23 protein-coding genes are annotated in these 25336 nt (G+C 64.3%); 2 read left to right on the top strand and 21 right to left on the bottom strand.

Translation table 11 applies throughout. The features are described from left to right. Position 1: 1 nt before the first annotated feature. From H7828_RS17000 to H7828_RS16915, 18 genes are all read right to left on the bottom strand, one after another. A complete protein-coding gene (locus H7828_RS17000; protein WP_226782262.1) occupies positions 2-439 on the bottom strand; it encodes an SRPBCC family protein in 438 nt (145 codons plus the stop codon). Beyond that, the gene (locus H7828_RS16995) at positions 440-3646 is read right to left on the bottom strand and encodes a flotillin family protein (RefSeq protein WP_226782261.1); all 3207 of its coding nucleotides are present in this window, start codon (positions 3644-3646) and stop codon (positions 440-442) included. It abuts the gene before it with no gap. A 33-nt stretch (positions 3647-3679) separates the two neighbouring features. Beyond that, positions 3680-4504 (bottom strand): phosphoenolpyruvate hydrolase family protein, encoded by an 825-nt coding sequence (locus H7828_RS16990; RefSeq protein ID WP_226782260.1) that lies wholly within the window; start codon positions 4502-4504, stop codon positions 3680-3682. A gap of 1 nt (position 4505) precedes the next feature. Continuing rightward, the gene (locus H7828_RS16985) at positions 4506-6656 is read right to left on the bottom strand and encodes an ABC transporter permease (RefSeq protein WP_226782259.1); all 2151 of its coding nucleotides are present in this window, start codon (positions 6654-6656) and stop codon (positions 4506-4508) included. Beyond that, positions 6649-7437, bottom strand: coding sequence for an ABC transporter ATP-binding protein (locus tag H7828_RS16980; protein WP_226782258.1), 789 nt, complete (start codon positions 7435-7437; stop codon positions 6649-6651). Before H7828_RS16980 ends, H7828_RS16985 begins: the two co-directional genes overlap by 8 nt. Further along, the gene (locus H7828_RS16975; RefSeq protein ID WP_226782257.1) at positions 7437-8492 is read right to left on the bottom strand and encodes a branched-chain amino acid ABC transporter permease; all 1056 of its coding nucleotides are present in this window, start codon (positions 8490-8492) and stop codon (positions 7437-7439) included. The genes H7828_RS16980 and H7828_RS16975 overlap by 1 nt, the downstream gene beginning before the upstream one ends. 3 nt (positions 8493-8495) lie before the next feature. Next, positions 8496-9506, bottom strand: a complete 1011-nt coding sequence (locus tag H7828_RS16970) for a branched-chain amino acid ABC transporter permease (protein ID WP_226782256.1) — start codon at positions 9504-9506, stop codon at positions 8496-8498. Between the two features lie 95 nt (positions 9507-9601). Continuing rightward, positions 9602-10492, bottom strand: a complete 891-nt coding sequence (locus H7828_RS16965; protein ID WP_226782255.1) for a helix-turn-helix transcriptional regulator — start codon at positions 10490-10492, stop codon at positions 9602-9604. A gap of 142 nt (positions 10493-10634) precedes the next feature. Further along, positions 10635-12065 carry an aldehyde dehydrogenase family protein gene (locus H7828_RS16960; protein ID WP_226782254.1) on the bottom strand — a complete coding sequence of 477 codons (1431 nt, stop codon included), beginning with the start codon at positions 12063-12065 and terminating at the stop codon, positions 10635-10637. Next, positions 12062-13072, bottom strand: a complete 1011-nt coding sequence (locus H7828_RS16955) for a dehydroquinate synthase/iron-containing alcohol dehydrogenase family protein (protein ID WP_226782253.1) — start codon at positions 13070-13072, stop codon at positions 12062-12064. Before H7828_RS16955 ends, H7828_RS16960 begins: the two co-directional genes overlap by 4 nt. 91 nt (positions 13073-13163) lie before the next feature. Then, a complete protein-coding gene (locus tag H7828_RS16950; RefSeq protein ID WP_226782252.1) occupies positions 13164-14423 on the bottom strand; it encodes an ABC transporter substrate-binding protein in 1260 nt (419 codons plus the stop codon). 143 nt (positions 14424-14566) lie between these two features. After that, the gene (phoB, locus tag H7828_RS16945) at positions 14567-15256 is read right to left on the bottom strand and encodes a phosphate regulon transcriptional regulator PhoB (protein WP_226782251.1); all 690 of its coding nucleotides are present in this window, start codon (positions 15254-15256) and stop codon (positions 14567-14569) included. Positions 15257-15260: 4 nt separating this feature from the next. Then, positions 15261-15974: a phosphate signaling complex protein PhoU gene (gene phoU / locus H7828_RS16940; RefSeq protein ID WP_226782250.1), complete on the bottom strand. Its 714-nt coding sequence runs from the start codon at positions 15972-15974 to the stop codon at positions 15261-15263. 12 nt (positions 15975-15986) lie between these two features. Next, positions 15987-16781 (bottom strand): phosphate ABC transporter ATP-binding protein PstB, encoded by a 795-nt coding sequence (pstB, locus tag H7828_RS16935; protein WP_226782249.1) that lies wholly within the window; start codon positions 16779-16781, stop codon positions 15987-15989. A gap of 11 nt (positions 16782-16792) precedes the next feature. Continuing rightward, positions 16793-18139 carry a phosphate ABC transporter permease PstA gene (gene pstA, locus H7828_RS16930; protein ID WP_226782248.1) on the bottom strand — a complete coding sequence of 449 codons (1347 nt, stop codon included), beginning with the start codon at positions 18137-18139 and terminating at the stop codon, positions 16793-16795. Then, positions 18136-19596, bottom strand: a complete 1461-nt coding sequence (gene pstC / locus H7828_RS16925; protein ID WP_226782247.1) for a phosphate ABC transporter permease subunit PstC — start codon at positions 19594-19596, stop codon at positions 18136-18138. The genes pstA and pstC overlap by 4 nt, the downstream gene beginning before the upstream one ends. A gap of 68 nt (positions 19597-19664) precedes the next feature. Then, entirely contained in the window at positions 19665-20702 is a 1038-nt protein-coding gene (locus tag H7828_RS16920) for a substrate-binding domain-containing protein (RefSeq protein ID WP_226782246.1), read from the bottom strand. 113 nt (positions 20703-20815) lie between these two features. After that, positions 20816-21862 (bottom strand): sensor histidine kinase, encoded by a 1047-nt coding sequence (locus tag H7828_RS16915; RefSeq protein ID WP_226782245.1) that lies wholly within the window; start codon positions 21860-21862, stop codon positions 20816-20818. 216 nt (positions 21863-22078) lie between these two features. On the opposite strand from H7828_RS16915, the gene H7828_RS16910 reads away from it, so the two are divergent. Further along, entirely contained in the window at positions 22079-22447 is a 369-nt protein-coding gene (locus tag H7828_RS16910) for a hypothetical protein (RefSeq protein WP_226782244.1), read from the top strand. 13 nt (positions 22448-22460) lie between these two features. On the opposite strand, the gene H7828_RS16905 is transcribed toward H7828_RS16910, so the two are convergent. From H7828_RS16905 to H7828_RS16895, 3 genes are read right to left on the bottom strand one after another with little or no spacing between them, the layout of a single operon-like run. Then, the gene (locus H7828_RS16905) at positions 22461-22982 is read right to left on the bottom strand and encodes a gamma carbonic anhydrase family protein (RefSeq protein WP_226782243.1); all 522 of its coding nucleotides are present in this window, start codon (positions 22980-22982) and stop codon (positions 22461-22463) included. Beyond that, positions 22979-23617, bottom strand: a complete 639-nt coding sequence (gene gmk / locus H7828_RS16900) for a guanylate kinase (protein ID WP_226782242.1) — start codon at positions 23615-23617, stop codon at positions 22979-22981. The genes H7828_RS16905 and gmk overlap by 4 nt, the downstream gene beginning before the upstream one ends. A 4-nt stretch (positions 23618-23621) precedes the next feature. Then, a complete protein-coding gene (locus H7828_RS16895; RefSeq protein WP_226782241.1) occupies positions 23622-24515 on the bottom strand; it encodes a YicC/YloC family endoribonuclease in 894 nt (297 codons plus the stop codon). Positions 24516-24662: 147 nt separating this feature from the next. On the opposite strand from H7828_RS16895, the gene H7828_RS16890 reads away from it, so the two are divergent. Next, complete coding sequence (locus tag H7828_RS16890; protein WP_226782240.1) at positions 24663-25322, top strand: PAS domain-containing protein; 660 nt, start codon at positions 24663-24665, stop codon at positions 25320-25322. The last annotated feature ends 14 nt before the right edge of the window (positions 25323-25336 follow it).

The raw sequence follows: 25336 nt of genomic DNA, 5'->3' as shown, positions 1-25336 counted from the left end.
CCTAGCCCCCGAAGTGCCGCTTCAGCGCGTCGAAACCGCCCTGAAACACGTTGCTGCCGATGCCGTTCACCAGATCGCCGGCATCCTTCGGGTCGCATTCGAACTCGGCCGACCATTCCGCAAAGGTGCGGTTGGTGTCGGTGATCGGGGTCAGGCGGAAGGTGGCCATGTAATCCCACAGGGGCATTGGCCCCTCAAGCATGGTATAGGTGAAGAACAGGTCGTAATCGCTTAGCCCGACAAGCTTTTCCCGGATCATGTCGCCGTTCTGAAGGTGGAAGTTGCGGATGCAGCCGATCTTGTCCGAGGGCAGCGCGTCTTCGATCCGGCTGTCGCGGATGCGCGGGTGCCACTTGGGCAAGGCGTTGAAATCGCGCACCCTTTCCCAGACCTTGGCAGGTTCGGCAGGAATGACCGAGCTGATGAACACACGCGCCATTTACGATTTCTCCGTCGGCTTGTCGCTGGGCTTCTGCGCCGCCCTGCTGCGGGCGATTTCGCCGGCCGCGCGGGTCATGTCGCTGGCGTTGCGGAAGATGTCGGACTTGGCGATGTTGCTGCCGTCCAGCCCGATGTCGGACAGCAGGCTGTCGACCATGGGCGCCTGCACGCGATAGCGCAGGGCGCTGTTCATCACCTCGTCGGTGGGGCTGCTGCCGCCCCCGCCACCGCCGCCGCCCGGCGCCCCGTCGGCCCAGTTCAGCCCCTGGGTGCCGCTGCCGCCCAGTTGCATGATGCGGATGTCGTTGATCTTCTCCAGCGGCTTCACGCTGGCCGAAACGATGCCTTCCACATGCTCCAGCATCTTGCGCTTGAACAGGCTGGTGCGCGCGCCGTCGGTCAGCACGTTCTCGGCCTCGTTGATCAGCTTCTGGGCCTCGGCCTCGACCGCGGTGCGGATCTTGTCGGCCTCGGCCTTGATGCGGGTCTTCTCGGCCTCAAGCTGGGCCGCCGTCACACCCACGACCTTGCGGCGCGATGCCTCTTCGGTTTCGCCGACGGTCTTGACCTTCTCGGCCGCCTCGACGGCGCGGGCACGGGCGTTCTCGGCCTCGATGGCGGCGGCGGACTGGTCAAGCGACTTCTGGTACAGCGCGATGGCCTTTTCCATGTTCGCCTCTTCCACGGCTCTCTCGCGGCCGATCTCCAGGCGGCGGCGTTCGGTCTGGTGGCCGATGCGCGCGTCGTCCAGCCCACGTTCCGATGCGATCCGGGCGCGTTCGATCTCCTCCTGGCTGGCGATCTCGGCCTCGTTAAGGGCCTGTACGCGGGCAATCTCCAACTGCTCCAGCACCTTGCGACGCTCAAGCCGCTTGGAGTCCAGCTCCTGCTCGGCCACGATCTTTTCGGCGTCCACCGTCTTGGCCTTGGCCACGCGGGCGGCTTCGATGGCTTCGTCGGCGGCGATCTGGGCGGCGTCCAGCGCCCTGTTGCGCTCGATCTCCAGATCGCGGATCTTGCGGTCGCGGGCGATCTTCTCGACCGTGGTTTCGGCCTCCTTCTCGATCCGCTGCCCTTCGATCAACCGGCGGCTGGAGATCTCGGCCGCCTCGATGGCCTCCTGCTTCTCGATCTCGCGGCTGCGGATCTCGGCGTCGCGGGCGATCTCGGCGGCACGGGTGCGCGCGGCCTCGGTGATCTTGGCGGCGTTCACGGCCTCGGCGGCGCTGCTTGCGGCCACGTCCACGGCGCGGTTGCGGGCGATTTCGCGTTCGCGCATGTCCTGCTCATAGGCGATGCGTTCGGCGGCCAGCTTCTTCTCCTTGGCGATCCGCTTGGCCTCCACGGCCTCCTGTTTCGCGGTGTCGGCAAAGGCGATGGCCTGTTCGCGGGCCAGGTCACGCTCCTTGGTGCGCTCCTCGTTCTCGATCCGCTCCACCTGGGTGCGGGCCTCGGTGGCGATGCGGGCCTTTTCCACCGCCTCTCGGCTGGCGATCTCGGCCTCGTCGATGGCCTGGTTGCGGGCAATCTCCAGGCTGCGAATGCGCTCTTCCTGGGCGATCCGCTCCTTGCTGGTTTCCTCGCTGGCGGCGATTTCGGCCTGGTCCAGAACCTTGCGCTGTTCGATCTCTTTCGCGCGGGTGGCCTGCTGGCTTTCGATCCTCTCGGCGGCCAGCATCTTTTCGCGGGCGATCCGGGCGGCCTCGATCGCCTGTTCGCTTGCGATTTCAGCCTCTTCCAGGGCTTTCCTGCGGGCAATCTCCAGCTTGCGGGTCTCCTGATCGCTGGAAATCCGCTCGGCGCTCACCGTGCGCTCCTGGGCGATGCGCAGCTTCTCGCTGGCCTCGCGGCTGGCGATCTCGGCCTCTTCGATGGCCAGGTTACGCTCAATCTCCTTCTCGCGGGTGTTACGTTCGAATGCGATCCGCGCCTCGGTGATCTCGCGCTCCTGGGCGATGCGGGCTTTCTCGATCACCTCGCGGGCGGAAATGTCGGCCTCGTCTATGGTGCGCTTGCGTTCGATCTCGCGGCTCTGGGTCGTGAGGTCTTTTTCGATCCGCGCCTCGGTCAGCGCCTTTTCCTGTGCGATCCGCGCCTTTTCGATGGCTTCGCGGGCCGAAATCTCGGCGGCGTCGGTGTCGCGGGTGTTGGAAATGCGCGCCTCGGTCAGGGTGCGCTCCTGCATGATGCGCGCCTTTTCCACCACTTCGCGGGTCGAAATCTCGGCCTCGTCGATCACCCGCTGGCGTTCGATTTCCTGCTGGCGGATGGTGCGTTCGCTGGCGATGCGGGCGGCGGCGATCTGTTCCTCGTTGGCGATGCGGGCGCGTTCGATGGCCTCGCGGCTGATAAGGGTCGCCTCTTCGCCTTCCTTCTCGCGCTCGCCGCGTTCGCGGGCCAGTTCGGCGCGCTGGCGGGCGCGGCGGAATTCGATCTCGCGCTCCTGGTCCAGGCGGGCCGACTCGGAATCGCGTTCAATCTCAAGGCTTTGCCGCTCGGCCTCAAGGTTGCGGGCGCGGATCTGGATCATCGTATCCTGTTCGATGTCGTTGCGCAGCTTGCGCCGCCCTTCGATCGCCTCGATCACGCTGGTCAGGCCCTCGGCGTCAAACCGGTTGGAGGGGTTGAAATACTCGATGTCGGTCTGGTCGATATCCAGAATGGCGACGCTTTCCAGCTCCAGCCCGTTCTTGTCCAACCCTTCCTGTGCATAATCCAGAACGCGGCGCACATATTCGCCGCGCTGCTCGTGCAGCTCTTCCATGGTCATTTCCGACGCGACCGAGCGCATGGCCGAAACGAACTTGCCCGACAGAAGCTGGTGAATCCGCTCAGGCTCCAGGGTGCGGCGGCCCAGGGTTGAGGCGGCAAGCGTCACCGCCTCTTTCGTCTGCTTGACGCGGATGTAGAACGACGCTTCGATATCAACGCGCATCCGGTCCTTCGTGATCAGCGCCTTCTCACGCTCGCGCGTCACGTTCAGGTCAAGCGAGTTCATGTTGACCGGCGTGATGTCATGGATGATCGGCCAGACGAAGGCGCCTCCGTCAATCACCACCTTTTCACCCAGGAAACCCGTGCGCACAAAGGCGATTTCCTTGGTCGAACGCCGGTAGAGCCAGTTCATCACCCAGTAGAGGATGAAAATGACGATCACCGCCATGATCAGCCACAGGATCAACTGTCCTATCACTTGTCCGGTCATGATATACCCTCCCTTTGGGTGAACTTCGGTGCCTTAGCGGCTGATTTTCTTGAATTTACGGGTCTGTTCGGTCAGCGCGATCTCGGTTGGAAGACGTTCCATCGACGAGGCGCCGTAAAACCCGTGGCAATGCTTGGTGTTCTTCAGGACGTATTCGGCATCTTCGGGCATCGCCACCGGGCCGCCATGGACCAGAACGATGACATCGGAGTTCACCTCAAGCGCCGCCTTGGCCCAGGCGTCGGTCAGCGCCGGGGCCTCCTCCAGCGACACGCCGGTTTCCGCACCGATGGAACCACCGGTCGTAAGCCCAAGATGCACGACGATAATGTCGGCGCCCGCCCCGGCCATCGCGCGTGCGTCATCTTCGCAGAAGACATAAGGCGTGGTCAGCAGGCTCTTTTCATGGGCCATGCGGATCATGTCGACCTCAAGGGAATAGGACATGCCGGTTTCTTCCAGGTTGGCGCGGAAGGTGCCGTCGATCAGCCCCACGGTGGGGAAGTTCTGAACGCCGGAAAACCCCTCGGCCTTCACCTGGTCCAGAAACCGGTTCATCTGGCGAAACGGGTCCGAGGCGCAGACCCCGGCCAGAACCGGCGTGTGTTTCACCACCGGCAGAACCTCGCCCGCCATTTCCATCACCACACCGTTCGCGTCGCCATAAGGCATCAGTCCGGCCAGCGATCCGCGCCCGGCCATGCGGTAGCGGCCCGAGTTGTAGATCACGATCAGGTCGATCCCGCCCGCCTCTTCGCATTTGGCAGAAAGTCCGGTGCCCGCGCCGCCGCCGACGATGGGTTCGCCCGCGTCGCGCATCGCGCGAAACTTCTGCATCAGGGTGTCGCGGTCGATCATCTCAGGCTCCTTTGGCGGATTTGGTCGGCTGCGCGTGGAACGACCGGAAGGTCTTGACCACCAGCGCTGCGAATTCGGGATCGTTGATGTTGTGGGGCACGCGGACAAGCTGGCGGTTGGCGGTCTGGGTCACGACCTGGTCCAGCGTGTCGAACAGGGCCTTGTCGGCTGCCGGGTCCCAGAAGGGCTGACCCTTGGCATCCAGCGCCGAAACGCCCCCTTCGGGCAGGAAGAACCGCACCACGCCATTCATCCGATTCAGTTTTTCCCCGATGAAACGGGCCATTGCGACGTTTTCTTCAACCGAAGTCCGCATCAGGGTGATTTGCGGATTGTGTTCATAGAGAAGCCGGCCACGGTATTTTTCCGGCACCGTGTCGGGGGCGTTGAAGTTCACCATGTCCAGCGCCCCGCAGGCGCCGATGAAGGGCAGACGCGAATTGATGGCCGCATCGAACCTTGTCGTGTCCGAGGCGAAAACGCCGCCCGCCACCATGTCGCAAACCTCAGTGGTGGTGAGGTCAAGAACGCCCTGCAACATGCCGGAAGAAAGCAGTTTTTCCATGCTGCGACCGCCGGTTCCCGTGGCGTGGAACACAAGGCAGTCATAGTCGGCGTCAAGCTGGGCCACCACCTGGCGCACACAGGGGGTCGTGACGCCGAACATGGTCAGCCCGATGGCGGGTTTGCCCGGTGCGGGCTGGGCGTTCTGGCGGGCCTTGGCTATGCCTGCGACGGCATGGGCGGCATTGCCCAGCACCTCGCGCGTGATCGAGTTCAGGCCCTGCACATCGGCCACGGAATGCATCATCATGATATCGGCGGGGCCGACGTATTGTTCGGTGTTGCCGCTGGCCACGGTGCTGACGATCACCTTGGGCACCCCCACGGGCGGGACGCGAAAGGCCGGTGCCACGAGGGCCGTGCCGCCCGATCCGCCCGCCGCCAGAAGGCCCGCCACGTCGTTGCGGGTTTTCATCCACCGCTCGAACGCCAGGGTCATGCCCGCCACGGCGCTGCCCCTGTCGCCGGTGAAAACGCCCGACGATCCGCGCGGATGGAACCCGGCCACCACGGCAGGCGGCACCTCGGCGCCCGAGGGTTTTCCGCTGGTGGACAGGTCCACCATGGCCACCCGCAAGCCCGCACCCTTGAGGATGTCGCGCATGAACCGCAGCTCGTCGCCCTTGGTATCCAGCGTGCCGCAGACATAGACGACCCCGGCGCGCGGTTCGACCTTTGGCGCGCTCTGGGATGGGCCGGCTGCAACCTCGCTTGTGGTGCGGGCGGATTGTTCGAGAAGGTGAACCGGCACCGGCGCGCTCCAGCGGGTCGGGGTTTTCGGGTTCGACAGGTAAATCTTGGCCGGGCCGCGCGGGGCTGTGCCCTGCACAGGGCGGGTGTCGGCATCGTCGGGGGTTTCGTCGTGGGCATGGCGCCCGACCCCCAGAAGCGCCTGTTGCAGGTCGCGGTCGCTGGCCAGCAATCCGGCGTCCATCACGCGGTTGATCTTGCCGTTCACCATGATCGCCACGCGGTCGGCCACGGAACAGGCCACGCCGATGTTCTGTTCGATCACCAGAACGTCGATGTCACCCTCCTGCCCCAGCCGGATCAGCATATCGGCCACCTGGTTGACGATGACGGGGGCCAGACCCTCGGTCGGTTCGTCCATCACCAACAGGCGCGGATTCAGCAGAAGCGCGCGCCCGATGGCCAACATTTGTTGTTCACCACCAGAGAGTTGCGCGCCGCCGTTGGTTTTGCGTTCGGCCAGGCGCGGGAAGACGGAATAGATACGCTCGGGCGTCCAGGCGCCGCCTTTCGTTGCCACAAGCTTCAGGTGTTCATCCACGGTCAGCGATTTCCACAGCCGCCGCCCCTGGGGCACATAGCCGATGCCAAGGCGCGCGATCTCGGCCGAGGAAAGCCCCGCAAGCGATTGACCGCCAAGGGAAATGCCGCCCGAGGCGGTGGGCACCAGACCCATGATCGCCTTGCAGAGCGTCGTCTTGCCCATGCCGTTGCGCCCCACCACCGACAGCACACCGCCCCCAAGGGTCAGGTTCACCCCCTGCAACGCGTGGGACTGGCCGTAATAGACGTTGAGGTCTTTCACCTCGAGGATTGCCGGGCCGCTGCGCTCAGTCATGGCCGCCCCCCAGGTACAGCGCCTGCACCTCTTCGTCGTCCTCGATTTCGGCGGGCTTGCCTTCCTTGAAGATGCGCCCGTTGTGCATCATCGTCACCATGTCCGACACGCGCAGGGCCACGTCCATGTCGTGTTCGATGATGATGTAGCCAACATGCGAGGGCAGCCCGGTGAGGATTTGCACCAGTTCGCTGCGTTCGGTGGGTGAAAGACCGGCGGCCGGTTCGTCGAACAGGATGAAGCGCGGCGCCCCCGACAGCGCCATGGCGATTTCAAGCTGGCGCTGCTGGCCATAGGACAGGTCGCTGACCATGGTGTCGCGCACTGGCTCCAAGTGGACGACGCGCAGAAGATCCTCGGCCGATTGCATCAGCGCGTCAGACCGCCCCGGACGGATGAAGGAAAACCGCCCCCGCGACACGCCGCGACAGGCAAGATAGATATTGTCGATCACCGAGAGCCCGGAAAACAGCAGCGAAATCTGATAGGTCCGGCGCAACCCGCGGCGGATGCGTTCCTGCGCGGGAAAGGCTGTCACGTCTTCGCCGAAAAAGCGGATGGCGCCCGTGGTGGGAGCGAAATCGCCGGTGATGCAGTTGAAAAGCGTCGTCTTGCCCGCCCCGTTGCTGCCCAGCACCGCGCGGCGCTCGCCCGGCTTCACGGTCATCTCGATTCCGCCCAGGGCCTCGAGCTCGCCGAATTTCTTCGACACACCGCGCAGCTCCAGCGCGTTGTCGGTGCCGGTGGCGGCAAGGCGTTCGGTGACGGTATCGCGCGCCATCACTCCACCCCCTTGCCGGTCAGCGGATCGCGCTTGCGGCTGTCGCGCAGCTTTTCCCAAAGCCCCAGAAGGCCGTCGGGCGACCAGAATACGATGATCAGGAAACCGATGCCGATCAGCAGGTTGAACCTCTCACCCCCCAGCCCCAGCGCGATCAGGACATCGACGGCGAAGGTCTTGAGCAGCACGAAGATGAAGGCGCCGATGAAGGCGCCGATGGGATGGCGCAGCCCGCCGATCACCGCGATCACAAGAACGTCGATGGCGGCCTGAATGCTGATGGTGCCGGGCGAAATCTGCGCCGATTGCCAGGTCAGAAGGATACCGCCGATCCCGGCGATCAGCGCGGCAAAGGCATAGGCCGCCACCCGGTGCGCGGTCACGTTGTACCCCAGCGCGGCCATGCGGCGCGGATTGTCGCGCACCCCTTGCAGCGCCAGCCCGAAGGGCGCGCGGCTGACGTAAAGCACCGCGGCATATCCGGCGACGGCCCAGAACAGGGTGAGGTAATAGAAGGCCACCGGCCCGCGCCAATCGACCCCGAACAGTTCGGGCGGCAGGACCGAATTGAAGCCCTGGAAACCGTTGAACACCTCGTAGTTCTGGCGCGCGAAATAGAAGAAGGCCGCCGCGATGGCGAGGGTGATCATGATGGTATAGATACCCTCGGTGCGCACGGCCAGCCAGCCGACGAGGGTGGCGAACAGCATGGTGAGGAACAACGCCAGCGGAATGACCAGCCACCAGGGCCAGCCCTGTGATATCCCCTCGACCGCGCTGTTGCCGAAGATGGCGATCATGTAGCCGCAAAAGCCTGCAAAGGCCATTTGCGCCAAAGATACCATCCCGCCATATCCGCCCAGGAACATCAGCGACAGGGCAATCAGGCCCAGGATGAAGGTCCAGCCCATGATCTGGAACATCACGAAGTTGCTGGCGAAGGTCGGCACGATCAACAGCAGGATGCCCAGCACCCAATAGGCGGGTGGTGTGTTTTCCACCCATTGGGGCGGCTTCTTTTCGCTGCGGGCGTCGGATTCGGGCATGGCAACCATGGGTCAGGCCTTTCCCAACAGACCCTGCGGGCGGAAGGCCAGCACGATCACCATGATGAGGAAGGTCAGCACGACGGCATAGGTCGGGAAATAGACCGACCCGAACTGTTCGGCCAGCCCGATCAGCAGAGCCCCCAGCGCGGCGCCGGGAATCGACCCCATGCCGCCGACGATCACCACCACGAGGCTGGCCAGCAGGAACCGTATATCCTCGCCCGGGGCGATCGACTGGAAGGTGCCGCCGACGACACCGGCGATCCCCGCAAGCCCGGCCCCGAAGGCAAAGACGCCGACAAAGACGATCTGGATGCGCGCGCCCGTCGCGCTCAGCATGTCGCGATCATCGACGCCGGCGCGGATCATCATGCCGATACGCGTCTTGTTCAGCGCCAGCCACATGGCCACACCCACCACCACCGAGGCGGCAAAGATCACGATGCGCACCATCGGGTACTTCATGAACACCGGTTCGCCCGAGGATTTGACGGCGGTCACGAAAAATGTGCTCATCGGGCCCGAGAGCCATTCGGGTGGCGAGATGTTGTAGAAATCACCGCCAAAGCCCCAAAGCATCAGGTCGGCCACCACGATGGAAATGCCGATGGTCACCAGGGTCTGGCGCAGGTCTTCGCCCTCCATCCGTCTAAAGACCAGGATTTGCAGCATGATACCGAAGAACCCGACCACCACGAAGGCGATGGGGAAGGCCAGAAGCCAGAACCCCGTGATGTCGGCGGCGAAATAGCCGACATAGCCCCCCAGAAGGTACAGCGACCCGTGCGCCAGGTTCACGTTGCGCATCAGCCCGAAGATCAGGGTAAACCCGCTGGCCACCAGGAAATAGAGCCCGCCCAGGGTGATGCCGTTGAACAGCGCGTTCAGGAACACCTTCTTGCGGCCGAACACTTCCTCGAACCCGTCGGGCCAGACGGCAAAGATCATCCACAACAGCAGCGCGGCGATGACCGCCAGGATCGCAGTCCAGACAGGATGGCGGGTGGCGAAACGCCTCATGGTGCGGACCGGCCCACCGGGACGGCGCAGATGCACTTGGCCATGACGATCACCCATTCCTCCCCTGCCCGTTTGCCGGGCCTTGTCGCCTCAGGTTAGTTGCGCACCCCCGAAACCGGCATACCCGACAGTCTGCCCGCCTGCCCGATCATCGGAAAAGCGGTGCTGGAGCAATGGGCCACCCGGCGGTATTCGCTGGGCGCGATGCCGACGTTGGAGGAAAAGAACCGGGTGAAACTGGCCTGGCTGGAAAAGCCCAGGTCGTGGGCGATGTCGGTGACCGACTTGTCGGTGGTCAGCAGATCCTCGATCGCCTGTTCGGCGCGCAGGGTGTTGAGGTAGATATTGGGCGTCACGCCCATCTGTTGCTTGAACAGCTTGAAGAAATGCGGCCGCGACAGGCCGACCGAGCGCGCGATGCCCTCCATGTCGACATCCTCGGTCATCCGGTCCTCCATCAGGCGCAGGGACCGACGCACGCGGAAATCGCTGAACCGCTGGCAGGCGGTGTTCAGGCTGCCTTGCGGCGCGGCGTGCCAGGTCTGTTCAAAGCTCTCCTTTGTCAGGGCGAAAAGCAGATCGTCAAAGCCGTTGTGTTCCTCGTCCTCCAGCAGATGCGCGGTCAGCCGTTTCACCAGGTCGTCGATCACCGGGGTGACCGTGATCGCGCTGCGCCCGAACTTCAGCGCATATTCCGCCGAGGCCGAGTTTTCGAGAAACCACATCGGTTTTATGTAAAGCGTCAGCGATACCACCTCACCCTCGGGAGAGCCGTTCCAACTGTGCGGCTCCCATGGGCTGATGGCGGTGGCCGTGGTCGCGGTGCAGGGCACCTCGCTGTCTGCCACCGTCATCGTGGCGGCCGGGCCGCCGATATTGTAAACGATATGTCCTTCACGATGGGCGTGGTTGATGATCGGCCGGTCCAGCCGATAGATCGTGGCACGGCCGAACTCTCCGTGCGATACCGACACCGCATGACTCATCTGTCATCCTCCCTATGGCCGGCGTATCGCTCTGGCGGCGATTGTACCGGAATGTCCAGTGCCGCACGGCCACCCCCTTCGGGGCAAGCCCGCCGCGCCAATAATCATACTCAGGGTTACGTGGCGACGGGCAGCTTTCGGCCTAGGGTTGCACATATGCCGTCTTCAGTGTGGTGAAAAATTCACGCGCCTGCCCGCCCTGTTCACGGGGGCCATGGCTGCTGGACTTGGTGCCGCCGAAGGGCACGTGGTGATCGACACCGGCGGTCGGCAGGTTCACCATGACCATCCCGGCCTGTGCCTTGCGCTTGAAATCGCTGGCATGTTTCAGGCTGGTGGTGCAGATCCCGGCGCACAGCCCGAAGGGCGTGTCATTGGCCACAGCCAGCGCATGTTCATAGTCGCGCACGCGGATCACGCTGGCGACGGGGCCGAAAACCTCGGTGGTGTTGATGGTCATTTTCGGATCGGTCTCGGTGATCAGGGCCGGCGAGAGGTAGAATCCCGCAGTCTCGCGGCGCAGCACCTCGCCGCCCGTGCGCAGGTGGCCGCCCTGGGCGCGGGCCTGCGCGATGAAGGCCAGATGCTGCTGCAACTGTGCCTCGCTCACTACCGGCCCCATGTCCGATGCATCCTCCAGCGCATGGCCGACCCGCAGCGCCGAAACGGCCTCGGTCAAGCGGCTGACGAACCGGTCGTGCAGGCCCTCGGTCACGATCAGGCGGGACGAGGCGGTGCACCGCTGCCCGGTGGAAAAGAACGCGCCGTCCAGCGCGCATTGCACCGCGACATCAAGGTCGGCATCGTCCAGCACCACCAGCGGGTTCTTGCCCCCCATCTCAAGCTGGAGGCGGCGCATCATCGGCAGGCTGGCCGCCGCCACCCGCGTCCCTGTTGCCTGTGAACCGGTAAAGCTGAGGGCGTCGATGCGCGGATCGTCCAGCATGGCCTGCCCCACAACCGCGCCCGGCCCGTTCAGCAGGTTGAAAACCCCATCGGGCACCCCTGCCCGATGCAGGATGTCGGCCAGCGCCCAGGCCGAGGCGGGGACAAGCTCGGCTGGTTTGAACACCACCGTATTGGCGAAACACAAGGCCGGGGCGATCTTCCAGGCCGGAATGGCCAGCGGAAAGTTCCAGGGCGCGATGATGCCGACGACGCCCACCGGTTCGCGCGTCACCTCGACTGTCACGCCGGGGCGGAGAGAGGCGCCGGTTTCCCCCGACAGGCGCAGCGCCTCGGCCGCGAAGAAGTGGAAGATCTGGGCGGCGCGGGTCGCCTCGGCAATGCCCTCGCGGGCGATCTTGCCCTCTTCCCGCGACAGAAGCCGCCCCAGTTCTTCGCGACGGGCCAGAATCTCATCCCCCGCGCGGCGCAGGATATCATGGCGCAGCAGCGGCGCCGAGAGGCCCCATTCAGGCGCTGCCGCCAGGGCGGCAGCGATGGCCGTCTGGGTTTCGGCGACACCGGCCTGGGCATAGGTGTCGATCACGTCGGCAGTGTCGGAGGGGTTCACGTTCTCGACCCCGTGGGAGGTGCGCTGCCATGCGCCATCGATCAGCAGGGGTTTCAAAAGACCGACTCCAATATATCCCGCGCGGCGGCGGGCGGCAGATCGCTGCGCCCCTCCATCGCCTCGGCGGCGCGGTCGATGTCGTCGGCCCCCACCCCCATGTCCGACAGGCTGCGCTGCATCGGCAGGTCTTCGAGGAAATCGCGCATGCCCTCGGCCAGCCCCAGCGCACAGCCCATCATCGAACACAGCGCCGCAGGCTTTTCGCCGTCGGGCGCCACCGCGGCTAGGATGCCGGGCAGGATCAGCCGGGCCACGGCGCCCGGTTCCGGCCCCGCCCCCAAGGCGCGCGCCAGAAGCTGCGCCGGGCCAAGCCCCTTTTCCTGCGCCAGCATGGCATTCAGGCAGGCAGCCATCAGATCGCGCCGCACCGCCAGCCCGTCGTCGCTGTCGTTCAGGCGGTGGATGTTGCGAATGCAGCGCAGGAACCCATCCAGCGCCATGCCATCGGCGGGCGGGTTGAAGGCCACGGCAAGATAGCTTTCCAGACAGCGCGCCAGCGACAGGACCGAGGCCGCCTGGCTTGCTCGGCGGTCGGCGTGCAGCGTCAGCGTCGGATCGCAGATCAGGATCGACGGCAGCCCCATGCGCCAGCTTTCCAGGTTGCGGGTGCAGGGATCGGGCATGCCATCGGCCCCCGGTACCGCGAAAAGATCAAGCCGCGCCTCGCGGTCGGTGGACAGCGCGCGGCGGCACTTGCGCCCCACCTCAATGGCACGGGACGACCCAAAGGCGACAATCACGTCGATGGGCCTTTCGGCATGTTGCTCTTCTACCGCCCGGATGACGGCCCGGGGGTCAGCCAATGGCCCCATCTGCATGGCAACCCGGCCCGAATGGCGCGGCACGCCCGCCAGCACCCGTTCCTGGAACACGCTGCCCTCAAGCGTTGCATCGCACAGCAACAGCGGGTGGCGATGGCCCTGCCTCTCAAGCTCCGAGCGCAAAGCCTCTTCCAGCACGCCATCGGCAAAATGCACGCGCGTGGGATAGGTGATCAGCGTCATGGCGCCACACCGAAATGAATGTGTAAGGAAAGACCGGGCGGCATCGCCAGGGATGCCGCCCGGGTTTCGGGTCTCTGCGGTCAGGCCCCGATCAGTACGAGGTCTTGCACTCGGGCACGTCGCGGCCCGGAAGGCCGATGGCGTCGAAGGCTTCCTTGCTCAGGCCCAGGCGCTGGTCCACACCGTCGACAACCTTGACCACCTTGTTGGCCAGGGTGCCGTCATCCTGTTCGGAGACTTCGGTGATATAGTTGGTGCCGATGGCCTGGCGGTTCTCGTCCAGGGTGATCATGCCGTTGGGGGCATCCAGTTCGATGTTGCTCAGGCATTCGCGGAAATCGGCCTGGCCTTCGCCCAGGTTGCCCTCGACCTCGTCAAGACACTGAAGCATGGCGTTGGTCGAGTTGTAGTAACCGGTGGCGAAAAGCGACGGCGAGGGGAAGCCATCGGGGAACATTTCCTTGTAGGCATCGACATAGGCGACCCATTTTTCCCCGTCATAGGTATCGGCCTGCGGCCCCGAGGACGGAACCCCGATCAGCGCATCCTTGGCCGAACCCTTGGAGTTCAGCACCGTGCCGTCAACCATGATCGTGCCGCCGATCAGGTTCGCCTCACCGCCGGCCTGCTGGTACTGGTTGAGGAAGTTCACGGCATCGCCGCCGCCAAGGCCAAGGTAGATGGCATCGACATCATCGGGCAGAGACGCGATGATCGAGCCGAAGTCCTTGGTGCCCAGCGGCACCCAGAAGCGTTCGGTAATCTCGCCGCCCGCCTGGCAATACCCAAGGGCAAAGCCCAGAACCTGGGTGTAGATGAAGGAATAATCCTCGCCGATGGTGGCGACGGTCTTGTATCCCTTTTCGTTGAACACGTAATCGCCCAGACCGGCCGACCACTGCGCCCCTTCCATGTTGTAGCGGAAGAAGTTCTCGGACGGGTCGACATAGGTGGCCTCTTGTGCGCCCGAGATGCCGTTGATGAAGGTGACGCCCGGCTGGGTTTTCGAATAGTCGCGGATCGCGATGCCTTCGGAACCGGAAAGCGGCCCGATCACGATTTCCACGCCATCCTGTTCCACCAGCTTGCGCGCGCCGCGCACGGCGCTGTCGGGGGTGGTGTCGGTGGATACGGTCGTCAGCTCGATCTCGCGCCCGCCGGCCATGCCGTCATGCTGGGCCAGGGCCAGTTCGATGCCGCGCACGCCGTCTTCGCCCGGAACGGCATAGGTGCCTTCCAGCGTCACCAGCACGCCCACCTTGAGCGGCCCGGAATGCGCATCGGCCAGGGCCGCGCTGCCGGCGGTCATCACCGCCAGCGTCGAAATGGTGCCAAGGAAATTCTTCTTCATCGCAAATCCTCCCATGTGGTCGATGTCACGTCTTCCTGCGCGCCATCTCGGCTCCATGGTGGGGCAAAGCGGTGACGGGGCTGATCCCTTCCAGTGCGGCTGCGTAACCAAGCGTCTCTTTTTTGGGGGATGGCGGTGGGGGCCTAGCCCAGGGCATAGCCCGCGCCGCGCACCGTGCGCACCGGATCTTCGCCCCCATGCAGGCACAGCGCCTTGCGCAACCGGCCGATATGCACGTCGACCGTGCGGGTATCGACATAGATGTCACGCCCCCAGACCCGGTCAAGCAGCTGTTCGCGGCTCCAGACGCGGCCGGGCTTCTCGATGAAGGTGGCCAGCAGGCGAAACTCGGTCGGGCCCAGTTTCAGCGTCTTGCCGTCGCGGGTCACGCGATGGGTTTCGGCGTCAAGCGTGATGTCGTCGAACTCGAGCCGCTGACCCACCGCCGCGGGGCGGGTGCGGCGCAACTGGGCGCGCACGCGGGCCACCAGTTCGTTGATCGAATATGGCTTGCCCATGTAATCGTCGGCACCGGTATCAAGGCCACGCACCTTGTCGGTGTCTTCGCTGCGCGCGCTCAGCATGATCACGGGGATGGCGCGGGTTTCCTGGCGCATCTTCAGGCGGCGGCACACCTCGATGCCCGAAACCCCCGGCAGCATCCAGTCAAGGACGATCACGTCGGGCGCGTCCTCGCGCACCAGCATAAGCGCCTCATCGCCGCTTTCGGCGCGCAGGACGTGAAACCCCTCGGCTTCGAGGTTATAGGCCAGCACCTCGCGCTGGGCGGGTTCATCCTCGACGACAAGGACACGGGGCAGATCGGCGCTCATCAGCTCAGGCCTTGGGCTGACGCGCGAACGAGGTGCTGTCCTGCTTGTCGCGGTCCTCTTCGGGAAGGGCGCCCGTCACCAGATAGATCACCTGTTCGGCAACCGCCGTCACGTGATCGCCCATGCGCTCGATGTTCTTGGCGATGAAATGCAGGTGCATGCAGGCGGTGATGTTGCGCGGGTCTTCCATCATGTGGGTCAGGAATTCGCGGAACAGGGCGTTGTACATCTGGTCGATGTCGCGGTCGCGGTCGCGCACGTCGGCGGCCAGTTCGGCGTCAAGCTGGATATGGGCATCCAGCACGTCCTTCAGCATCTTCTGAACCTCACGGGCCATGCGCCGGATGGATTGCGACGAACTGCCCACCTGGGGCATCTCGGCCAGAACCGTCGTACGCTTGGCCAGGTTCTTGGCGTAGTCGCCGCAGCGTTCCAGGTTGCCGCTGATCTTCATCACGCTCAGGACGGTGCGCAGATCGTTGCCCACGGGGGACCGCAGGGCGATGATGCGCGCGGCTTCCTCGTTGATGCGGGTTTCCAGATTGTCGATGGCAATGTCGCCCGCCCGCACCCGGGCGGCCAGTTCGGTGTCACGGTCGACCAGCGAATTGGCGCTGTCCAGGATCGCCGCCTCGACAAGGCCGCCCATCTTCATGATCAGCGCGGTGACACCCTCAAGATCGCGGTCGAAGGCGGACGAGATATGTTGTTCGGTCATCGTGTCGTTTCCTTACCCGATACGTCCGGTGATGTAGCTTTCGGTGCGGCTGTCCTGCGGATTGGTGAAAATCTGACTGGTTTCCCCGAATTCCACAAGGTTGCCGAGGTGAAAGAAGGCGGTGCGCTGGCTGACGCGGGCGGCCTGCTGCATCGAGTGGGTGACGATCACCACCGAAAACTGCCGGCGCAGATCGTCGATCAGCTCTTCGACCTGGGCGGTCGCGATGGGGTCAAGCGCGCTGCAGGGTTCGTCCATCAACAGAACCTCGGGCTCGGTGGCCACCGCGCGGGCAATGCACAGCCGCTGCTGCTGCCCGCCCGAAAGGCCGGTGCCGGGGGCCGAAAGCCTGTCCTTCACCTCGTTCCAGATGGCGGCGCGGCGCAGGGACTTCTCGACGATCTCGTCCAGTTCGGCCTTGCTGCGGGCCAGGCCGTGGATGCGCGGGCCATAGGCCACGTTGTCGTAGATGGATTTCGGAAAGGGGTTGGGCTTTTGAAACACCATGCCCACCTTCGCGCGCAGTTGCACCGGATCGACCTTGCGGTCATAGATGTCTTCGCCGTCGATCAGGATGTCGCCCTCGACGCGGCAGATGTCGATGGTGTCGTTCATCCGGTTGATGCAGCGCAGGAAGGTGGATTTGCCACAGCCCGACGGCCCGATGAAAGCCGTCACGGTGCGGTCGGCGATCTCGACGCTGACATCCTTGATGGCGTGGGTATCGCCATAATGCACCTGCACGTTGCGGGCCGTGATCTTGGTTTCGGTCATGATTTCGCTTTCGACTGTAAAATGGTCTTTCATGGCGGTTCTCCTTACCAGCGCCGCTCGAACCGGCGGCGCAGGATCACGGCGATGGTGTTCATCACCACAAGAAAGACCAGAAGCACGATGATGGCCCCCGATGCGCGTTCGACAAAGGCCGGATCGGCCCGCTGGGTCCAGTTGTAGATCTGCACCGGCAGCGCACTGGCAGGATCAAAGAAGCCTTCGGGCGGCGCGCCGGGGAATTCCTTGACGAAGGCCACCATTCCGATCAGCAGCAGGGGCGCGGTCTCCCCCAGGGCCTGGGCCAGCCCGATGATGGTGCCGGTCAGGATGCCGGGTGCCGCCAGCGGCAGGACATGGTGGAACACCGCCTGCATCTTGCTGGCCCCCACGCCAAGCGCCGCGTCGCGGATGCTGGGGGGCACCGATTTCAGGCTGGCGCGGGTGGCGATGATGATGGTGGGCAATGTCATCAGCGTCAGGACAAGGCCGCCGACGATGGGGGCTGATTGCGGCAGGCCGGCGAAGTTGATGAAGATGGCAAGGCCGAGGATGCCGAAGACGATGGAGGGCACGGCGGCGAGGTTCGAGATGTTCACCTCGATCAGGTCGGTCCAGCGGTTTTTCGGCGCGAATTCCTCAAGATAGATGCTGGCGGCCACGCCGATGGGCAGGGCCAGCACCAGAACCACCAGCATCATGTAAAGCGAGCCCAGGATCGCGACACCAAGACCGGCCGCCTCGGGGCGCTGATCGCTGGCGTCGGGCGCGGTGATGAAATCGCGGTTGAAGCCGGTGGTCAGAAGCCCCGCCTCTTTCAGCGCCTCGGCCAGTTGCAACTGCGCGGGGCTGACATTGCTGTCCAGCGCGGCGCTTTCCATGCTGACGCGGCCCTTGAAATAGCCATCGATCCGTCCGTTCGCCAGCAGGCGGAATTCCTGCGTGGTGCCGATCAGGTCGGGGTTGGCGATCACGAAATCGCGGATCTGCGCGGGCGCCTCCTTGCTGATGATCTCGCCCGCGTCTTTTTCATCCAGCCCTTCGATGGCGATGCCGCTCTCTTCCATCCCGCGGGCCAGCGCGTCCTTGATCAACGGCGCATAGCCGAAGGTCGAAACCTTCTTGATCGCCTCGATGTCACGTTCGCCGGACTTGTCCAGCCTGGCCTCGGACAGTTCGACGGGCAGCACGACATGGGTCTGGCGGAACGAAGACAGCCCGTTGCCCAGGATCGACGCCAGCAGGACCACCAGCGCCAGCAGCCCAAAGCCCACAGCCATCATGCCGTAAACCTGAAACCGCTTCTCGGCGGCGTTGCGTTTTTTCGTGCGCGCGCTTTGACGGTGCAGCGACGAATGCGGGGCGGCGGCGGGGATTGCGGAAATATCGCTCATTCGTACTGCTCCCGGTATTTGCGCACGATCACCAGGGCGATGACGTTCAGCCCCAGGGTGATGACGAAAAGTGTAAGGCCAAGGGCAAAGGCCACGAGGGTTTCGGGCGCGGCGAAATCGGTATCGCCGGTCAACTGGCTGACGATCTTGACGGTCACGGTCGTCATTGCCTCGAAGGGGTTCAGGTCAAGCTTGGCCGCCGCCCCTGCCCCCAGCACCACGATCATCGTCTCGCCAATGGCGCGGGATGCGGCCAGAAGGACGGCGCCAACGATCCCGGGCAGCGCGGCGGGAACGACAACCTGGCGTATGGTTTCCGATTTCGTCGCGCCCAGCCCAAGGCTGCCGTCGCGCATGGATTGCGGCACGGCGTTGATGATGTCGTCCGACAACGAACTGACGAAGGGAATAAGCATGATCCCCATGACCAGCCCCGCCGTCATGACCGAGGAACCGCTTTCGCCAAGCCCCAGGGGTTGGGCAAAGTGATCGCGCAGCAGCGGGCCGACTGTGATCAGCGCGAACAGCCCGTAGACGATGGTGGGGATGCCGGCCAGAACCTCGATCAGGGGCTTGGCGACACCGCGCACTTTCGGCCCGGCATATTCCGAAAGGTAGATCGCCGAGAACAACCCCACCGGCACCGCCACCAGAAGCGCAATGAAGCTGATGTAAAGCGTACCCCAGAGCAACGGCAGGATCCCGAGGTCCGAGTTTCCGCGGAAGTTGGGCGACCAGGTGGTGCCGAAGAAGAAATCGGAGATCGGATACTGGCGAAAGAAGTTGATGGATTCAAACAGCATCGACAGCACGATGCCCGCCGTCGTCAGGATGGCGATCGAGGCGGCCGCGATCAACAGCGCCAGAACCGCCCGTTCCACCGCGCCGCGGGCGCGAAAACCGGGGGCCGTCAGGCGCATGGCCCAAAGGAACCCGGCCAGGGCCAGCAGGATGACCGTGACATTGCGAACCATGTTCCCGGTGCGCACCTGCGCGATATAGGATTGCGCCGCCACCAGCACCGAAGGTTCAACCTCTGACCCCAGCGCGACACCCACGGCCCCCAGGGCCGCGCGGATGTTGCCGCCATCGGCCTCGAGGTTGCGCATGTCATCCCCGCTCATCGCGCCCTCGGCGATGGCCACGTCCAGACCTTCGGCCAGGCGGCGCACGTCGCTCATGACCAGTGCGGGGTCGCTGGCCTGGCTCAGCGCCTCGGGGGAAAGCTGTGCTGCGACGCGGGCCTCGATGACCAGGGGTTGCACCAGAAGCCAACAAAAAAGAACCAAAAGCGACGGCACGATCACCGCCAGCCCTACGTTGAAACCATAATAGTTGGGCAAGGAATGCAAGCGGCGCACATCGCCACCCGATGACAGCACGGCGCGCCGCCGCCCCATAACGAAACCAGCCGCCGACAATGCGGCAAGCAGGGCAAGAAGCCAGATCAACGGCATGAAATCCCCCGGAAATCACAAGGTGGGACAGGGCGCAACATGCACCCTGCCCCGTTCGGCAGTCAGTTTCAGCTTCCGCCGTTCATGACGTTTTCGTCCGCGATGGTGGCCTGGGTGGTGGCCAGATCGGGGTCGGCCACCAGGCCGTATTCGGCAAGCGGGCCGTCCGGGCCGGCGATCTCGTCCGCCACGAAGAATTCGGCGTATTCCTTCAGGCCGGGGATCACGCCGATGTGGGCCTTCTTTACGTAGAAGAACAGCGGGCGCGACACGGGGTATTCGCCGGTCGAGATCGTCTCGGTCGAGGGAACGACACCGGTCATCGTGGCAACCTGCAGCTTGTCGGTGTTGTTCTCGTAGAACGACAGGCCAAAGACGCCGATGCCGTCCTTGTTGCTTTCGATGCGGGCCAGGGTTTCGGTGTAATCGCCGTCGATGTCGACCGAACGCCCGTCGGTGCGGATGGCCATGCATTTTTCCTCGGCCATGTCCTCATCGACGCCGCCGTCCAGCATCGCCTGCATGTAACCGCCGTCTTCACAGCCCTGCAGGATCACCTTTTCCTCGAACACTTCGCGGGTGCCGTGCTTGGTGCCGGGGATGAAGGCCTGGATCGGCTGGGCGGGCAGATCGGGGTTCACCTGGTCCCAGGTGGTGAGTTCGTTCTTCACCAGCGCGCCGTCGACATAGTGTTCGGCGGCCAGCGCCTTGTACCAGTCTTCGGGGGTGAAGGCGAAGGAGTTGCCGTTGATGTCGCTGGCGAAGACGATGCCGTCATAGCCGATGCGCACCTCGATGATGTCGGTCACGCCGTTCTCGGCGCAGGCCTTGATCTCTTTCTCGCGGATCTGGCGGCTGGCGTTGGCGATGTCGATGGTGTTTTCGCCCAGGCCTTCGCAGAATTTCTTCAGGCCCGCCGACGATCCGCCCGATTCAACCACCGGGGTCGGAAAATCGAAGTTCTCGCCAAAGGCTTCGGCGACGATGGCGGCATAGGGCAGAACGGTGGACGATCCGGCAACCTGCACCTGGTCACGGGCGGCGGCGGCGGTGGCCGATGCGGCCGCGACGGCCAGGGCGGAAACGGACAGTTTCACGAGGGACATGCAAAGCTCCTGTTTGTCGTAGAGGCCGCACCGTTGCGGCCTTGGCCCCGCATCTAGAGCGGCCATGCCAAGCTTTTGCGACAGAAACGTAACAGGTTCATGACAATGCGCGGTCAGTCCCCGGCAAGCGGCAGAAGAACCGAAAACCGGCTGCCTTCGCCCGGCGTGCTGGAAATGCGCAGGCGCCCGCGATGGCGGTTGACGATATGCTTGACGATGGCCAGACCCAGCCCCGTGCCGCCCTTTTCACGCGACCGGTGATCGTCGATGCGATAGAAGCGTTCGGTCAGGCGCGGCAGGTGGATCGGGTCGATCCCCTCGCCCCGGTCCACCACGTCGATCTGAAGGGCCGCACAGCGCAACGATGGATCGCGCGCCAGAACCTGCACCGCCACGGTCACGGTTTCGTCGCGGGCGCCGTATTTCGCGGCATTCTCGATCAGGTTGGTGAAAACCTGGCGCAACTGGTCGCCATCGCCGCTGATTGCCGGCAGGTCATCGGCGCCGGTCAGTTCGATCCGCTGGCCGTGATCGCCCACAAGCGGCGTCAGCGACTGGATGACCGAGCGCAGCAGCTCGCCCATGTCCAGCCTGCCGGTCGGGCGCATGCGCTCTTCGCTTTCCACGCGCGACAGCGACAGAAGATCCTTGACCAGCCGGTTCATGCGGTTGGCCTCGCGCTCCATGATCGACAGGAAACGATCGCGTGCTGCCGCATCGTCGCGGGCAGCGCCGCGCAGGGTATCGATGAAACCGATCAGCGCGGTCAGCGGCGTGCGCAGTTCGTGGCTGACGTTGGCCACGAAATCGCGCCGCATCTGCCCGGCCTCCAGCATCTCGGTGGTATCTTCGAGGCTGACGAGAACGCCCTGTCGCCCGCCCGCAGACAAGGCTGCGGCACTGGCCATCCAGATGGTTTCGCGCGCACCGGACGAGGTGGCGAAACTGGCCCGCGCCGGGCCGCCACCGGCGATCACCGTTTCGATCGCCTCAAGGATCTGGGGCTGGCGCAGGACGGCGGCGTAATGCCCGCCGCGCAGGGCACCGCCCAGAAGCCGGCGCGCGGGTGCATTGCTGACGGTGATCCGTTCCTCGTGATCGACAAGGAAAGCCGGAAGTTGAAGCGCGTCCAGAACGATCTGGATATCATTGTTGTCCATTATGGTCCTGGATCTGCGTTGTTTTCGGGCCGGGGGTGGCGAATCCTTGCTGGTTGGTCCATGGCATTCCGGAAATCTTTCGCCTAGGCTGGAGTTTCCGGTGTAGCCTCATGATAGATAAAAACTTTTGGAACGGGCCCGCCCCGGAAGAACCGGAACGAACGAAAATGCAGGACCAAGAACAACAGCGTGACCAGAATGCCCAAGATGACATGTATGGCCAGCCGTCCCGCACCCGTCACCCATCTGAATGATGTGCGGGCCTGCCTGTTCGTGGGCGACCCTGTCTATCTGCATCTGGCCCAGGCCCGTCTGCCCAGCAAGCCACCGGTCAAGATCTGCCAGATCTTCGATGTTCCGCGATACCTCCTGAACCGGCGTCATCCCGATATCGTCCTGTCGCTTGCCATGACGCCCCTGTTCGATTGCATGGACCTGGCCGAGCTTCTTTACCTGCACAACTTCCAGAACGCCCAGCGGATTTTCGATACGAACCTGCCCAACCCCGAACTTGTCTGCCGCGAAGTGCGCGCCACCTTTCCGGGGCTTGATTTCGGGGTGCTGAGCCCTGCGGACCTGAGTTGACGCCCACCGCACGCTAGACCGGCGCAAGCCCCGTGGCAAATCGGCGGGCGTTGACGCGATAGGCCTCGGCCGAGCCGAGAAGCGCCTTCTGCGCCGCATCGTCCAATTCGCGCACCACGCGGCCGGGCGCCCCCATCACGAGGCTGCCATCGGGAATTTTCTTGCCCTCGGTGATCAGCGCACCCGCCCCGATCAGACAGCCCTTGCCGATCACGGCACCGTTCAGGATGGTCGCCCCCATGCCGATCAGCGTGCCATCCCCGATGGTGCAGCCGTGCAGCATCGCCTTGTGGCCCACGGTGCAATCGGTGCCGATGGTCAGGGGAAAGCCCATGTCGGTGTGCAGCACGCAGTTTTCCTGCACGTTGCTGCCCTGCCCGACCTCGATCCATTCGTTGTCGCCACGCAGCGTGCAGCCGAACCAGACCGAGCCCTGGCCCAGCACCCTGATCTTGCCGATCACGTTGGCATCGGGTGCGATCCAGGCATCGGCGGCAATCTCGGGCGCCTGCCCGTCCAGTGCGTATAGGGTCATGATACCTCCTCGAATTCATCCTGAAGCCCGCGCACATGATCCAGCAGGTCGGGCTGCTGAGTGCGGCGAAGCCGTTCGGCGGTGATGATGGTTTTCAGGCGGGCTTCGGTTTCGAACAGGTCATCGTTGACCAGCACATAGTCATAGCCGCCCCAATGGCTGATCTCGTCCCAGCATTTCAGCATCCGTCGGGCGATGGTTTCGGCATCGTCCTGCCCGCGCGACACCAGCCGGCGGCGCAGTTCGGAAATCGTGGGCGGCAGGATGAAGATCGACAGAACGTGCTTTTCCAGCGCCGAATTCTCGATCTGCTGGGCGCCCTGCCAATCGATATCGAACAGAACGTCGCGCCCGTCGTTGATTGCCGCCTCGACTGGGCCCTTGGGCGATCCGTAGTAGTTTCCGAAAACCTGCGCGTGTTCCAGCATCTCGTCCTGCTTGACCTGGGATTTGAACGCCTCTTCGCTGACGAAATAGTAATCCTTGCCGTCAACTTCGCCCTCGCGGGGCTGGCGCGTGGTGGCTGAGACCGAGAACCGCAGGCTGGGGTCCCAGGCCATCAGCCGCTTGGCCAAGGTCGATTTCCCCGCCCCCGAAGGCGAAGACAAGATGATAAGAAGGCCGCGTCGCGCCAATGGGTTACTCCACGTTCTGAACCTGTTCACGCATCTGGTCTATCGTGGTTTTCAGGGCAAGGCCAACCCGTGTCAGCCCAGGATGCTGAGATTTCGAGCAGAGGGTATTCGCCTCGCGGTTGAATTCCTGCGTCAGGAAATCCAGCTTTCGCCCCACTGGACCATCGTCGGCCAGAAGCTCGCGCGCGGCCTCGACATGGGCGCGCAGCCGGTCAAGTTCTTCGGTGATGTCGGCCTTTACGGCAATCAGAGCCAGTTCCTGCGCCACGCGGTCGGAGTCGGCGCCCTGGCTGTTGTCCAGAACCCGCGCCAGGTTTTCGCGCAGTTGGGCCGCCATCCTGTCGGCGCGTTCGGCGCCAAGCGCTCCGGCCTCTTGCGTCAGGTCGGCGATCTGATCGATCTGTGCCGTCAAAACGCCATGCAGCGCGGCCCCCTCGCGGGCGCGCATGGCGTTGAAATCGGCCAGCAGCGCCGGGAAATCGGCGACAAGCGCCTTGCGCAGGGGGGCGGTATCCTCGGCCTCGCTGCTGGGCGCCTCCAGAATGCCACGTTGTGACAGGATGTCGGTGGCGCTGGGTGCCACAATGTTGACACCCCGCGCCATCGCCGCCTCTTCCACGGCGGCGATCTGATCCAGGGTGCGGGCCAGGGCCTCGGCGTCGATCCGAACGCCGGCCGCCTGCCCCGCCCGCACGACCCGCAGCGACAGGGTGACATTGCCCCGCGCCACAGCCCCTTGAAGCAACGGGCGGATTTCAGTCTCCAGCCCCTCGATCCAGTCGGGCACCCGCAAGCGCAGATCCAGGCCCCTGCCGTTGACGCTGCGAATGTCCCATGACCAGGACCAATCGGAGAAGGCCCCCTGGGCCGCGGCGAAACCGGTCATCGAATTGGGCATGCGTGTTAACCTTTTGGCGAAAATGTGACAGCTTTAAGGCAGCTTGGCTGCTATAAGACACATGGGGGACATGATTGGTCCAGCGGAAAACGGCACCGGGGGGTGCACCTTCTGGCGGACACAAAGGTGAGCGTGAGGTGGAAAGAGATGCAGCAGAGCGAAACACCCATGGGCCGCGTGGTTTCCATGTTCCAGCGCAAGCCGGTCGAGTCGGATTGTTTCGGCGAGGTCGAGGCCTATTGGCAAAGCCTCTGTGACGGGCGGTTGATGCCGCGCCGCGCCGAGATCGACCCCCGCGGCATTGTCGGCGCGCTGGATCGCACCTTCCTGATCGAACGTATCGCGCCGGGCATCGCGCGCATCCGCCTTGCCGGAAACCACCTGTCCGACCTGATGGGCATGGAGGTGCGCGGCATGCCCCTGTCGTGCTTCTTCCTGCCGGGTGCGCGGACGGCCCTCGCCGATGCGGTGGAATGCGTCTTCAGCGAACCGGCCCGCGTCGATCTGTGGCTGGCCGGACCGGGCAAGGTGACGAAGGGGCGGATGGCGGCGCGGATGCTGCTTTTGCCGCTGCGCGACGATGCCGGACAGGTGACGCGCGCGCTGGGGTGCCTTTCGGCCAGCGCCCCGATGATCGGCGCGCCCCACCGTTTCACCATCTCGTCGGACAATCGCCGCACGCTGATCGGCTATGGCGACCGACCGGCCGGCCAGGATACCACCAACCCGCCCACCGTGATCGATACCGTGAAGGGTGCGCGCCAGCGGGGCAAACCCCGTCTGACGCTGATCGACGGCGGCGCCTAGGCACCGCCGCCGCA

Source organism: Oceaniglobus trochenteri (genome assembly GCF_020529025.1).
GTDB classification, from domain to species: Bacteria; Pseudomonadota; Alphaproteobacteria; order Rhodobacterales; family Rhodobacteraceae; genus Oceaniglobus; species Oceaniglobus trochenteri.
Note: the sequence above shows the minus strand (reverse complement) of the source record. Positions and strands in the feature narration are given on the sequence as shown.

Excerpts from the sequence above, each read along its gene's own strand:
- H7828_RS17000 (WP_226782262.1), bottom strand. The coding sequence starts at position 439 with ATGGCGCGTGTGTTCATCAGCTCGGTCATTCCTGCCGAACCTGCCAAG.
- H7828_RS16995 (WP_226782261.1), bottom strand. The coding sequence starts at position 3,646 with ATGACCGGACAAGTGATAGGACAGTTGATCCTGTGGCTGATCATGGCG.
- H7828_RS16990 (WP_226782260.1), bottom strand. The coding sequence starts at position 4,504 with ATGATCGACCGCGACACCCTGATGCAGAAGTTTCGCGCGATGCGCGAC.
- H7828_RS16985 (WP_226782259.1), bottom strand. The coding sequence starts at position 6,656 with ATGACTGAGCGCAGCGGCCCGGCAATCCTCGAGGTGAAAGACCTCAAC.
- H7828_RS16980 (WP_226782258.1), bottom strand. The coding sequence starts at position 7,437 with ATGGCGCGCGATACCGTCACCGAACGCCTTGCCGCCACCGGCACCGAC.
- H7828_RS16975 (WP_226782257.1), bottom strand. The coding sequence starts at position 8,492 with ATGGTTGCCATGCCCGAATCCGACGCCCGCAGCGAAAAGAAGCCGCCC.
- H7828_RS16970 (WP_226782256.1), bottom strand. The coding sequence starts at position 9,506 with ATGAGGCGTTTCGCCACCCGCCATCCTGTCTGGACTGCGATCCTGGCG.
- H7828_RS16965 (WP_226782255.1), bottom strand. The coding sequence starts at position 10,492 with ATGAGTCATGCGGTGTCGGTATCGCACGGAGAGTTCGGCCGTGCCACG.
- H7828_RS16955 (WP_226782253.1), bottom strand. The coding sequence starts at position 13,072 with ATGACGCTGATCACCTATCCCACGCGCGTGCATTTTGCCGATGGCGTG.
- H7828_RS16950 (WP_226782252.1), bottom strand. The coding sequence starts at position 14,423 with ATGAAGAAGAATTTCCTTGGCACCATTTCGACGCTGGCGGTGATGACC.
- phoB (WP_226782251.1), bottom strand. The coding sequence starts at position 15,256 with ATGAGCGCCGATCTGCCCCGTGTCCTTGTCGTCGAGGATGAACCCGCC.
- phoU (WP_226782250.1), bottom strand. The coding sequence starts at position 15,974 with ATGACCGAACAACATATCTCGTCCGCCTTCGACCGCGATCTTGAGGGT.
- pstB (WP_226782249.1), bottom strand. The coding sequence starts at position 16,781 with ATGAAAGACCATTTTACAGTCGAAAGCGAAATCATGACCGAAACCAAG.
- pstA (WP_226782248.1), bottom strand. The coding sequence starts at position 18,139 with ATGAGCGATATTTCCGCAATCCCCGCCGCCGCCCCGCATTCGTCGCTG.
- pstC (WP_226782247.1), bottom strand. The coding sequence starts at position 19,596 with ATGCCGTTGATCTGGCTTCTTGCCCTGCTTGCCGCATTGTCGGCGGCT.
- H7828_RS16920 (WP_226782246.1), bottom strand. The coding sequence starts at position 20,702 with ATGTCCCTCGTGAAACTGTCCGTTTCCGCCCTGGCCGTCGCGGCCGCA.
- H7828_RS16915 (WP_226782245.1), bottom strand. The coding sequence starts at position 21,862 with ATGGACAACAATGATATCCAGATCGTTCTGGACGCGCTTCAACTTCCG.
- H7828_RS16910 (WP_226782244.1), top strand. The coding sequence starts at position 22,079 with ATGGCCAGCCGTCCCGCACCCGTCACCCATCTGAATGATGTGCGGGCC.
- H7828_RS16905 (WP_226782243.1), bottom strand. The coding sequence starts at position 22,982 with ATGACCCTATACGCACTGGACGGGCAGGCGCCCGAGATTGCCGCCGAT.
- H7828_RS16895 (WP_226782241.1), bottom strand. The coding sequence starts at position 24,515 with ATGCCCAATTCGATGACCGGTTTCGCCGCGGCCCAGGGGGCCTTCTCC.
- H7828_RS16890 (WP_226782240.1), top strand. The coding sequence starts at position 24,663 with ATGCAGCAGAGCGAAACACCCATGGGCCGCGTGGTTTCCATGTTCCAG.